The sequence below is a fragment of the Pseudomonas sp. TWR2-1-1 genome, assembly GCF_049897045.1.
In the GTDB taxonomy this organism is placed as follows: domain Bacteria; phylum Pseudomonadota; class Gammaproteobacteria; order Pseudomonadales; family Pseudomonadaceae; genus Aquipseudomonas; species Aquipseudomonas versuta.
The window spans coordinates 403534-414772 of sequence record NZ_JAFCVM010000004.1; the positions used below are offsets into that span (position 1 = coordinate 403534).

The window sequence follows — 11239 nt, forward strand, 5'->3', positions numbered from 1 at the left end:
GAGCCTGGCGCATGCTTGCAACGCGTCAGGCCTCACCTCAGGAGTCTTTATGAATCACACCATCCCTGAACCCGATCTCGACTACCTGCAACGGGTACTTCTGGAAATGCTCGCCATTCCCAGCCCTACCGGTTTTACCGACACCATCGTGCGCTATGTAGCCGAACGCCTGGACGAACTGGGCATTCCTTTCGAGCTGACCCGCCGCGGCACCTTGCGCGCGACCCTCAAAGGCCAGAAAAACAGCCCGGATCGCGCCGTCTCCGCGCACCTGGACACCATCGGGGCCAGCGTACGGGCCATCAAGGACAACGGCCGGTTGGTGCTGGCGCCCGTAGGTTGCTGGTCCAGCCGCTTTGCCGAAGGCAGCCGCGTCAGTCTGTTTACCGACAATGGCGTGATTCGCGGCAGTGTCCTGCCGCTTATGGCTTCAGGCCATGCCTTTAATACCGGGGTGGATGAACTACCGATCAGTTGGGACCACATTGAGTTACGGCTGGATGCTTACTGCGCAACCCGGGCGGACTGTGACTCCCTGGGCGTCAACATTGGCGACTACGTAGCGTTTGACCCTTTGCCAGAATTCACCGAGAGCGGCCATATCAGTGCCCGGCATCTAGACGACAAGGCGGGAGTTGCGGCGCTGCTCGCGGCCTTGAAAGCGATTGTGGACAGCGGTGTACAGCCGCTGATTGACTGCCATCCACTGTTCACTATTACCGAAGAAACCGGCAGCGGTGCGGCAGCGGCTTTGCCATGGGATGTAAGTGAATTCGTCGGAATCGACATTGCCCCGGTGGCTCCGGGTCAGCACTCCAGCGAACACGCCGTGAGTGTGGCCATGCAGGATTCGGGAGGGCCGTACGACTACCACTTGTCACGGCACTTGCTGGGGCTGGCCGCAGAGAATGAGCTGCCAGTGCGCCGCGATATGTTCCGTTACTACTTCAGCGATGCCCATTCAGCGGTGACCGCCGGACATGACATTCGTTGCGCCTTGCTGGCATTTGGCTGTGACGCGACCCACGGATATGAGCGTACCCATATCGACAGCCTCGCGGCGTTGAGCCGTTTGCTCGGCGCTTACATCTTGAGCCCGCCGGTATTTGCCAGTGATGCGCAACCTGCGCAAGGCTCGCTGGATCGCTTCAGTCACCAGATTGAGCATGATGCACAAATGGAAAGCGATACCCGGGTACCGTCAGTAGAGAGCCTGGTGGGAGATAACCGCAGCTGAATAAACGCAGACCACCTGTAGGAGCGAGCTGTATGTGACAGCGCTGGACAGCTCGCGAGCAAGCTTTAACGAACAGCTCGCGAGCAAGCTCGCTCCTACAGAGGGTGGGGTTAAACCTGGGACTGTGCGCCTTCGAACCATGCAAGCTTCTTACGCAGCAACACCACTTCGCCCACAATCACCAGCGTGGGTGCGTGAACTTCGTGATCAGCGACCAGCTTGGGCAAGTCACTCAGGGTGCCGGTAAACACCCGTTGATTGGACGTGGTGCCTTGCTGGATCAGCGCAGCCGGGGTGTCAGGCGAGCGACCATGGGCGATCAGTTGTTCGCAGATGATCGGCAAGCCGACCAGACCCATATAAAACACCAGGGTTTGCGCCGGGGCGACCAGGTCACTCCAGGGCAAATTGCTGGTGCCATCCTTCAGATGCCCCGTCACAAAACGCACAGACTGCGCGTAGTCGCGATGGGTCAACGGTATCCCGGCGTAGGCCGAACAACCGCTGGCTGCCGTGATCCCCGGCACCACCTGGAACGCAATGCCATGGGCCGCCAACTCTTCGATCTCTTCACCACCACGACCAAAGATAAACGGATCACCCCCCTTGAGCCGGACGACACGCTTGCCTTGCCTGGCCAAATCCACCAGTTGCCGGTTGATCTGGTCTTGCGGTACCGCATGGTCGGCGCGGCGCTTGCCGACATAAATTCGCTCGGCATCGCGACGGCACAGTTCAAGAATCGCCGGCGCCACCAAACGGTCGTACAGCACCACATCCGCTTGCTGCATCAGGCGCAGGGCACGAAAGGTCAGCAGGTCCGGATCACCCGGCCCGGCACCCACCAGGTAAACCTCACCGGTAGTGACCGTTGCTTCGCCGTTGATCTTGGCCAGCAGCAAACGTTCGGCTTCAGCGCCCTGCCCGGCCAGTTGCCGGTCAGCAATCGGGCCCTGGAATACGTCTTCCCAGAACCCGCGACGCTGTTGCACATCAGGGAATAGGCCTTTGACCTGCGTGCGAAAACGCGCCGCAAGGCCGGCCAGTTGACCGTATGTAGAAGGAATCCAGGTTTCAATCTTGGCGCGAATCAAGCGCGCCAGAACTGGCGCGTCGCCACCACTGGAAACAGCAATCACCAGCGGAGAACGATCAACGATCGCCGGAAAAATCACGCTGCACAAGGCAGGCGCATCCACCACATTGACCGGCACACAGCGACGATGGGCATCAGCGGAGACTTGCGCATTGAGCGGTTCATCGTCGGTGGCAGCAATGATCAGGACACACCCTTCAAGGTCTGCCTCAACATAGCCGCGCAGCACCTGTTCGCCGCCGCTGCTGTTTATCAATTCGCACAGCTGGGGTTCTATCTGGGGTGCGACAACCCGCAGTAGCGCACCGGCATCGGCCAGCAGCCGGGATTTGCGCAAGGCAATCTCCCCGCCACCGACCACCAATACACGGCTGCCACGCAGGTTATGAAACAGCGGCAGAAACTCCATTTAACCGATGACCTCAATGCCGCCCATGTATGGCTTGAGTACTTCCGGCACACGGATCGAGCCGTCTGCCTGCTGGTAGTTTTCCAGCACGGCAACCAGGGTACGGCCTACGGCCAGACCGGAACCGTTAAGGGTGTGAACCAGTTCAGGCTTGCCGGTTTCCGGGCTACGGAAACGTGCTTGCATGCGGCGGGCCTGGAAATCGCCACAGTTGGAGCACGACGAAATCTCGCGGTACTTGTCCTGGCTCGGGATCCACACTTCCAGATCGTAGGTCTTGACTGCGCTGAAGCCCATGTCGCCGGTGCACAACGCCAGGGTGCGGTATGGCAGTTCAAGCAGCTGCAACACTTTTTCAGCGTTGGCGACCAGACCTTCCAGCGCCTGCATGGAAGTGGAAGGCTCTACGATCTGGACCATCTCTACCTTGTCGAACTGGTGCTGACGAATCATGCCGCGGGTATCGCGACCCGATGCTCCAGCCTCGCTGCGGAAGCACGGCGTATGCGCCACAAACTTGATCGGCAGGGATTTGTGCTCGACGATTTCGCCGGCAACGATGTTGGTCAACGTCACTTCTGCGGTCGGGATCAGATAAAAATCAGCTTCACCTTCGCGGCTGATCTTGAACAATTCTTCTTCGAACTTCGGCAACTGGCCGGTGCCTTGCAGTGCAGGCGCCTGAACCAGGTAAGGCGTGTAAGCCTCTTCGTAGCCATGTTCGCCGGTGTGCAGGTTGATCATGAACTGCGCCAGTGCGCGGTGCAGGCGAGCGATGGGCCCGCGCAGCAAGGCAAAGCGGGCGCCGGACAATTTGGCGGCGGTTTCAAAATCCAGCCAGCCGTATTGCTCGCCGAGAGCGACATGGTCCTTGATTTCAAAATCAAAGGTCGTCGGCGTGCCCCAGCGGCGGATTTCGACGTTACCGTCTTCATCGGCACCGACCGGTACGGAAGCGTCCGGCAGGTTCGGCAGACTCAGCAGAATCGAATCCAGCTCGGTCTGAATCGCATCCAGCTCAACCTTGCCACTGGCCAGATCGCTGCCCATGGTTTCAACACTGGCCATCAGCGGTGCGATATCTTCGCCGCGAGCCTTGGCCTGGCCAATGCTTTTGGAGATGGCATTACGCTCGGCCTGGAGCTTCTCGGTCAGGGTCTGGACTTCTTTACGCTTGGCTTCCAGCGCGTCGATGCGCGCTACGTCCAGCTTGTAGCCACGGGATGCCAGGCGATCCGCTACGTCCTGCAGGTTGGTACGTAACAGTTTGGAATCGAGCATGTCGGTTTCTCGTTTATCAAAGTTTGGTCAGGGACAGGCCAGCCCAGGTTGCGAGCAGCCCGCCGAACACGCTGAGGGCTGCATAACCCAGTGCCAATGGCACTTGCCCGCTTTCAAGCAGGCGCACCGTGTCCAGTGAAAAGGATGAAAAAGTGGTCAAACCGCCCAGAAAACCCACTATCAGTCCGGCTCGGACTTCAATCGGCACTTCGGGGCGTATCAGAAAAAGTCCGTACAGAACGCCAATCAGCAGGCAGCCCACGATATTAACGGCCAATGTCGCGGTATAGAAGTGCCTGGGCCAATTGGCATTGATCCAGTTACCCGTAGCGAAACGCAACAAAGTGCCAGCAATGCCCCCCACAGACACGGCAGCGATCAGTGGAATCAAGGTTTTCTCCGCTGTTTTGGGCTCGCTTGATCAAGCGCTGCCAGGTGTTTGAGTTTTTCGCCTATTTTAAGCTCCAGCCCTCGCGGGACCGGTTGATAGAGCTGCAATGGCTCCAGCTCGTCTGGAAAGTAGTCTTCGCCAGCGGCATAGGCGTCAGGCTCATCATGGGCGTAACGATATTCGTCGCCATAACCCAGTTGTTTCATCAGTTTGGTCGGCGCATTGCGCAAATGCAGCGGCACTTCGCGCGAACCGTCTTCGGCAACAGCGCGCCGTGCGGCCTTGAAGGCCATGTACACCGCGTTGCTCTTGGGCGCGCAAGCCAGATAAGTGATGGCCTGCGCCACGGCCAGTTCGCCTTCCGGGCTGCCCAGGCGTTCTTGCACGTCCCAGGCTGCCAGACACAGGCTCAAGGCCCGTGGATCGGCGTTACCGATATCTTCACTGGCCATGCGTACAACGCGTCGGGCGATATACAGCGGATCGCAGCCGCCATCGATCATTCGCGCAAACCAGTACAACGAGGCATCCGGATTGGAGCCGCGTACCGATTTATGCAAGGCCGAGATCTGGTCGTAAAAAGCCTCGCCGCCCTTGTCGAAGCGACGCTGGCTGTCGCCCAGGAGGCTGTGCAGCAAATCGGTACCGATTTCGCTGTTGTCTTCAGCCAGGTCCGAGGCGTTCTCGAGCAGGTTGAGCAAGCGCCGGCCATCGCCATCGGCAGCACGCAGCAAAGTCTGGAAACCTTCATCGGCAAGGGTCAGACCGCGCTTGCCCAGGCCCTTGTCTTCCGTCAATGCGCGCTGCACCAGCTTGAGCATGGCCGCTTCATCGAGACTTTTGAGTACGTAGACCCGAGCCCGCGACAGCAGTGCGTTGTTCAATTCAAAGGAAGGGTTTTCAGTGGTGGCACCAATGAAAATCAAGGTGCCATCTTCGACGTAAGGTAAAAACGCATCCTGCTGCGACTTGTTGAAGCGATGCACTTCATCGACAAACAGGATGGTCCGACGCCCGTACTGGCCGGCTTGCTGCTTTGCGATTTCAACCGCCTGGCGGATTTCTTTCACCCCCGCCAGAACTGCCGAAACCGTTTCAAAATGCGCATCCGAAACTTCGGCCAGCAGTCGCGCCAGGGTGGTTTTACCCACACCCGGCGGGCCCCAGAAAATCATCGAATGCAGTGCGCCCTGCTCCAGCGCTTCACGCAGGGGCTTGCCGCGCGCCAGCAGGTGTTCCTGACCGACGTACTCGTCCAGATTGGCCGCGCGCAGGCGGGCAGCCAGGGGTTGAGCGATGGGAGCACTTCGAAACAAATCCATGGGCAGCGTTTGAAACCTCTTGATCCAGGATTATTCCTGGATGACATCAGCCCCTTTGGGGATATCGAACTTGAATTTTGCAGCCGGGATCGGCTCGTTGGCCTTTACACCACTGAACAGGATGTCAGTGCGCTGACCCACGCTGTCGACCAGACGCATGTTGTTGATCACGCCGTTACGGAACGACAGGTTCAGTGAGTCAAACAGGGTGTCTTTGGTTTTCGGCTTGAGCGTGAAGTCGATCACCCCGCCCGCCTGCTTTGAAGTGATATCGAAACTTTCGCTGATTTTCGACACATCACCCGACAGCAGCAAGGCCGGAGTCTGAGTCAGACGCTGATCCAGCTTTTTGATCGTAGCCTGCTCAAGATCCGGGTCCCACAAGGTGACTTTCTGGCCATCGGAAACCATGGTCTGTTCTTGTGGCGCATTGGTGTGCCAGTAGAACAGCCCCGGACGCTGCAAGGCCATTTCGCCTGCGGTCTCCTGCAACTGGGTACCGCCACCATCAAGGGTCAACTGTGAAAAATTGGCAGTCAGGGTTTTCGACTTTTCCAGAAGGTTGGTCAAACTCTGAACATCGGGCTGGGCAGCACTGGCCGAAAATGCAGTAAAGGCCAATACAGGCAGCAAAAGCATGCTGACAAAACGCATGGAAATCCTCATTGATTAGTTGAACGCTGCTCGCGAATGCCTAGAGGCAAATCAATCGCGCATTGGGGCCGGCGCCAACACTTCGCGCGAGCCATTGGTATTCATTGAGGTTACAACCCCGGCCATTTCCATGGACTCGATCATACGAGCGGCCCGGTTATAACCAATTTTCAGCTTGCGCTGCACTGCAGATATCGAGGCACGACGGCTTTCGAGTACAAACTGAACCGCCTCGTCATACAACGCATCGGTTTCAGCGTCGTCACTGCCCTCGCTGCTGCCGCCATCAAAGCCGCTACCCGGCTCTTCAACGCCGGCCAGGATGTCATCGTTGTAATCAGGGCTGCCACGCAGTTTCCAGGCTTCAACCACACGGTGCACTTCTTCGTCAGACACGAACGCGCCGTGTACACGAATCGGCAGGCTGGTGCCGGGCGGCATGTAGAGCATGTCACCATGGCCCAGCAGTTGCTCGGCCCCCCCCTGATCGATGATGGTGCGCGAATCGATCTTGCTCGACACCTGGAACGCCATACGGGTCGGAATATTGGCCTTGATCAGACCGGTGATCACATCCACCGACGGGCGCTGAGTGGCGAGGATCAGGTGGATGCCCGCAGCACGGGCTTTCTGGGCGATCCGGGCAATGAGTTCTTCAACCTTTTTGCCGACGATCATCATCATGTCGGCAAACTCGTCGACCACCACTACGATGGTGGGCAATTTGACCAGAAGCGGCGCTTCGTCATGGATGCTTTCGCGCTTGTACAGCGGATCGGTCAGCGGTTCGCCGGCAGCCTGGGCATCCTTGATTTTCTGGTTGAAGCCCGCGAGGTTTCGTACACCCATCTTGGCCATCAACTTGTACCGCCGCTCCATCTCGGCAACGCTCCAGCGCAGGGCGTTAGCGGCATCTTTCATGTCCGTTACCACCGGACACAACAAATGCGGAATGCCTTCATAGATCGACAGTTCAAGCATTTTCGGGTCGATCATGATCAGCTTGGCGTCTTCCGGGCCTGACTTGAACAAAATCGACAAAATCATGGCGTTCACGCCTACGGACTTACCGGAACCGGTCGTACCGGCAACCAGCAAGTGCGGCATCTTCGCCAGGTCGGTAATGACCGGCTTGCCACCGATGTCATGACCCAAGGCCAGAGTGACAGGCGACTTGGCGTCATCAAACTCGGGGGTCGACAGCACTTCAGAGAACCGCACGATCTGGCGGTCTTCGTTGGGGATCTCGATGCCCACTGTGGTTTTGCCCGGAATGACTTCAACCACCCGCACACTGGTCACGGCCAGCGAGCGCGCCAGGTCTTTGGCCAGGTTGGCAATACGGCTGACCTTGACCCCGGCCGCCGGCTGAATTTCGTAGCGGGTAATCACCGGCCCCGGGTGGATTGAATCTACCGACACCTCGACCCCGAACTCCTTGAGTTTGATTTCAAGCAGATGGCCAACAGCTGCAAGGGATTCAGGGGAGTAATTGAGTTGTTTCTTCTCGGCCGGGTCAAGAATCGAGATCGGCGGCAATGTGCCTTCAACCGCGCTGTCGACAAACAACGGTGCCTGCTTCTCTTTTTGTACCCGTTTGCTCGGCTCTGGTGCTTTGGCCGGCGCCGGTGCGATAACTGCCGGCACGTGCTTTTCACGCTCGGACATGTGTTTGGTCAAAGCCTGCTCGCGCTCGATCAAGCGCTCCTTGGCTTTGGCCTGCTCACGTTTGTCGGAGACGCTAGGGGCGACCACTTCATTGACCCGGGTATCGACTTCACGCAATTGGGCGACAAGCTGTTTGCGCTCGTTGCGGTCCGACCACCAGCGATTGGCGGCCCCCTGGATCAACTCAAACAGATCGAGGGTGATCTTGCCGGTCACGTCCATGACCTTGAACCAGGACAGATCAGTGAACACCGTCAGGCCGAACAGGAACAATGCAATCAGCAGCAAGGTGCTGCCCTGGATGTTCAGAGCGTTTTTGGCCAGATCACCAAGGCTTTCGCCCAGCGCGCCACCCGCGCCGGCCGGCAGACCCGAGGCCGAGTGGAAGTGAATATGGGCCAGGGCAGCGCCAGAGAGCACCAGAAATATCAGGCCGACCAGGCGCCAGGAGAACAGCAGGCCGCTCCACTGCCAGGGTTGATGGCGCTCACGGAAGATCTGAAAGGCCTTGATCGCCAGCAGCAAAGGGAAGATGTAGGCAAAGTATCCGAGCACCATAAACAGGATGTCTGCGCTGTAGGAACCTGCCGGTCCACCGAAGTTCTGCACATCGACGACACGGCTGTTATGGCTCCAGCCAGGATCGTCCTTGCCGTAGGTCAGCAGGGCCATCATCAAAAACAGGCATAGGGCGCCAATAGCGATCAGTGCACCTTCCTTGAGCCGGTAGTGCAATTGCTGACGCCAGAGAGGAACTGCTTTGGGTGCTGCTGTGGATTTCTTCAAAACGGGTCTTTTCCTGCGCCTGTGGCGCGCCCAACTATTAATTGACTGAATTGACTGCAAAGTCCTGCCCGGCTTGAGCAGATGACAAGTTCCGACATGAAACTGGACCAGCGCTGTACATAGCCTTGTACTATTGCCCGCAGTTGCTTGCGGCGACATCCGTGCAGTCTAGATCAGCTCAAACAGGCGGGCCATTGTACGGGTTTAAGCCGCTGATGCCACGCTGGCTCCAGACACGGGTAAAATCATTCCGCGACAGGTCCGAAGGCGCCAATTTGAGCATGTATTGCCTTTTGTGACAAAGACTTATACCAGCGTCAAAACACAGCTTACATTTAACTGGCAGATCGACTGAGACCGCATTTGCGCGACAGAGTTGCAGCCGCCCTCCCCTTCTTCTGCAAGACGGATTGCCATGCTGACCTGGTTAAAACGCGACACCCTGACCTTCCCCCCACTGAACAAAGCCATGCGCGAGCCCAACGGGCTTTTGGCCGCTGGCGGCGATCTATCGGCCGACCGCCTGATCCAGGCTTACCGCCACGGCTGCTTCCCGTGGTTTTCCGAAGGCCAGCCCATTCTCTGGTGGTCGCCAGATCCCCGCACCGTCCTGCTACCCGAGGAACTGCATGTATCGCGCAGCCTCGGCAAACTTTTGCGCCAGCAACGCTATCAAGTCAGCTTTGATCGCGACTTCGCCAGTGTCATTCAGGCGTGTGCCGCACCACGCAGCTATGCGGACGGGACCTGGATTACCGATGAAATGCAAAATGCTTACATCGAGCTTCACGCCCGTGGCTTCGCCCATTCGGTTGAAGTTTGGGATAACGGTGAACTGGTCGGCGGCCTGTACGGGCTAGCAATGGGCCAGCTTTTTTTTGGCGAGTCCATGTTCAGTCGTGCCGATAACGCTTCAAAATTCGGCTTTGCGACGCTTGTCAGGCAACTCCAGGCCTGGGGCTTCGTACTGATTGATTGCCAGATGCCCACCGGCCATCTGGAAAGCCTGGGCGCGCGCTCAATCCCGCGCCAGCAGTTTGCCGAGTACTTGCGCGATCATCTGGACCAGCCCACTGCAGCACAATGGGTTGTGTAGTCGCTATCGAGGCAGGAGGCCGCAATGAACCGAAGACCGGTCATTACTCCAACCCAGAGCCCCGAGAGCCCCTGCAGAAGTCACGGCGATTGCGCGATGTGTTTTCAGGCGAGTTTTGCCCACTGGCTTACACTTAATTCAAAAGATTTCCCGAGGGCCCATCATGACCGAGCTGGCGCGTTTGAAGTTTTATGCCACTCAACCTCACGTTTGCAGCTACCTGCCCGACGAACAAGCCACCACGCTGTTCCTCGATCCCAGCCAGCCGATGGATGTGCAGGTCTATGCCGACTTGTCCGAGATGGGCTTTCGGCGCAGTGGTGATCATCTTTATCGCCCGCATTGCCTGAAATGCGATGCATGTACGCCGGCGCGCATTCCCGTCGCCCGGTTTATGCCCAACCGTCAGCAAAAACGTATTTTCAAGCGCAATGCCGACTTGCAGGTACAAGCCGTAAAACCCGTTTTCAGCGAAGAGAATTTTGCTCTTTACCAGCGCTACATCGAGCAGCGACATGCCGATGGCGACATGTATCCACCGAGCCGCGACCAGTTTTCGACTTTTTTGGTGCGCGACCTGCCGTTCTCCAAATTCTATGAGTTTCGACTGGACGGACGCTTGCTGGCGGTTGCCGTGACAGACTTGCTGCCCAATGGTTTATCGGCGGTCTACACCTTCTACGAACCGGCCGAAGAGCGCCGCAGTCTGGGGCGTTACGGGATTCTCTGGCAGATCGGCGAAGCCCGGCGTCTGGGGCTTGAGGCGCTGTATCTGGGGTACTGGATCAAGAACTGCAAAAAGATGAATTACAAGACTGAATATCGGCCTATTGAGCTGCTGATAAATCAGAGATGGAGCACTGTTAACTGAACCCTTGGCTTAAACCCCATTTTTCGGGCACAATGCACGCCGCTTTTGCCTGGCGCAGTTGCACCGGGCCATTCATTGGACACCGAGGGCTTTACTGCATGTCGAAAGAAGACAGCTTCGAAATGGAAGGCACTGTCGTCGACACCCTGCCCAACACCATGTTTCGCGTGGAGTTGGAAAATGGGCACGTCGTAACCGCGCATATTTCCGGCAAGATGCGCAAGAATTACATTCGTATTCTTACCGGTGACAAAGTGCGCGTCGAGCTGACGCCCTATGACTTGAGCAAAGGGCGTATCACTTACCGCGCTCGTTAATCAAGTCAATACAAAACGCCCGGTTCGCCGGGCGTTTTTGTGTGCCCGGGATTTGCCCCCCCCCTCCAGGAGCGAGCTTGCCTCGCGATGCAGCCCCCACAAACAGTCCAC

Annotated in this window: 10 protein-coding genes; 4 read left to right on the forward strand and 6 right to left on the reverse strand. The window is 57.8% G+C overall.

From position 1 onward, the window contains the following. Positions 1-49 precede the first annotated feature (49 nt). Positions 50-1237 (forward strand): osmoprotectant NAGGN system M42 family peptidase, encoded by a 1188-nt coding sequence (locus tag ACP7BO_RS13005; RefSeq protein ID WP_060691380.1) that lies wholly within the window; start codon positions 50-52, stop codon positions 1235-1237. A 110-nt stretch (positions 1238-1347) separates the two neighbouring features. Here the strand turns inward: ACP7BO_RS13005 and cysG are convergent, their stop codons facing one another. From cysG to ftsK, 6 genes are read right to left on the reverse strand one after another with little or no spacing between them, the layout of a single operon-like run. Continuing rightward, the gene (cysG, locus tag ACP7BO_RS13010) at positions 1348-2742 is read right to left on the reverse strand and encodes a siroheme synthase CysG (protein ID WP_397456188.1); all 1395 of its coding nucleotides are present in this window, start codon (positions 2740-2742) and stop codon (positions 1348-1350) included. Next, positions 2743-4023 (reverse strand): serine--tRNA ligase, encoded by a 1281-nt coding sequence (gene serS / locus ACP7BO_RS13015; protein WP_426210806.1) that lies wholly within the window; start codon positions 4021-4023, stop codon positions 2743-2745. Positions 4024-4039: 16 nt separating this feature from the next. Continuing rightward, positions 4040-4414, reverse strand: coding sequence for a fluoride efflux transporter CrcB (gene crcB, locus ACP7BO_RS13020; RefSeq protein ID WP_060691377.1), 375 nt, complete (start codon positions 4412-4414; stop codon positions 4040-4042). Continuing rightward, positions 4411-5736, reverse strand: a complete 1326-nt coding sequence (locus tag ACP7BO_RS13025; protein ID WP_060691376.1) for a replication-associated recombination protein A — start codon at positions 5734-5736, stop codon at positions 4411-4413. Before ACP7BO_RS13025 ends, crcB begins: the two co-directional genes overlap by 4 nt. Positions 5737-5766: 30 nt before the next feature. Continuing rightward, on the reverse strand, positions 5767-6390 hold the full coding sequence (gene lolA, locus ACP7BO_RS13030) for an outer membrane lipoprotein chaperone LolA (RefSeq protein WP_060691375.1): 624 nt from the start codon (positions 6388-6390) through the stop codon (positions 5767-5769). Between the two features lie 51 nt (positions 6391-6441). Then, on the reverse strand, positions 6442-8886 hold the full coding sequence (ftsK, locus tag ACP7BO_RS13035) for a DNA translocase FtsK (protein WP_397457208.1): 2445 nt from the start codon (positions 8884-8886) through the stop codon (positions 6442-6444). Between the two features lie 373 nt (positions 8887-9259). On the opposite strand from ftsK, the gene aat reads away from it, so the two are divergent. From aat to infA, 3 genes are all read left to right on the forward strand, one after another. Continuing rightward, positions 9260-9940: a leucyl/phenylalanyl-tRNA--protein transferase gene (gene aat, locus ACP7BO_RS13040; RefSeq protein ID WP_397456186.1), complete on the forward strand. Its 681-nt coding sequence runs from the start codon at positions 9260-9262 to the stop codon at positions 9938-9940. A gap of 163 nt (positions 9941-10103) precedes the next feature. Next, positions 10104-10811, forward strand: a complete 708-nt coding sequence (locus tag ACP7BO_RS13045; protein ID WP_426210810.1) for an arginyltransferase — start codon at positions 10104-10106, stop codon at positions 10809-10811. A gap of 98 nt (positions 10812-10909) precedes the next feature. Next, positions 10910-11128: a translation initiation factor IF-1 gene (infA, locus tag ACP7BO_RS13050; protein ID WP_002553999.1), complete on the forward strand. Its 219-nt coding sequence runs from the start codon at positions 10910-10912 to the stop codon at positions 11126-11128. The last annotated feature ends 111 nt before the right edge of the window (positions 11129-11239 follow it).

Excerpts from the sequence above, each read along its gene's own strand:
- ACP7BO_RS13005 (WP_060691380.1), top strand. The coding sequence starts at position 50 with ATGAATCACACCATCCCTGAACCCGATCTCGACTACCTGCAACGGGTA.
- cysG (WP_397456188.1), bottom strand. The coding sequence starts at position 2,742 with ATGGAGTTTCTGCCGCTGTTTCATAACCTGCGTGGCAGCCGTGTATTG.
- serS (WP_426210806.1), bottom strand. The coding sequence starts at position 4,023 with ATGCTCGATTCCAAACTGTTACGTACCAACCTGCAGGACGTAGCGGAT.
- ACP7BO_RS13025 (WP_060691376.1), bottom strand. The coding sequence starts at position 5,736 with ATGGATTTGTTTCGAAGTGCTCCCATCGCTCAACCCCTGGCTGCCCGC.
- lolA (WP_060691375.1), bottom strand. The coding sequence starts at position 6,390 with ATGCGTTTTGTCAGCATGCTTTTGCTGCCTGTATTGGCCTTTACTGCA.
- aat (WP_397456186.1), top strand. The coding sequence starts at position 9,260 with ATGCTGACCTGGTTAAAACGCGACACCCTGACCTTCCCCCCACTGAAC.
- ACP7BO_RS13045 (WP_426210810.1), top strand. The coding sequence starts at position 10,104 with ATGACCGAGCTGGCGCGTTTGAAGTTTTATGCCACTCAACCTCACGTT.
- infA (WP_002553999.1), top strand. The coding sequence starts at position 10,910 with ATGTCGAAAGAAGACAGCTTCGAAATGGAAGGCACTGTCGTCGACACC.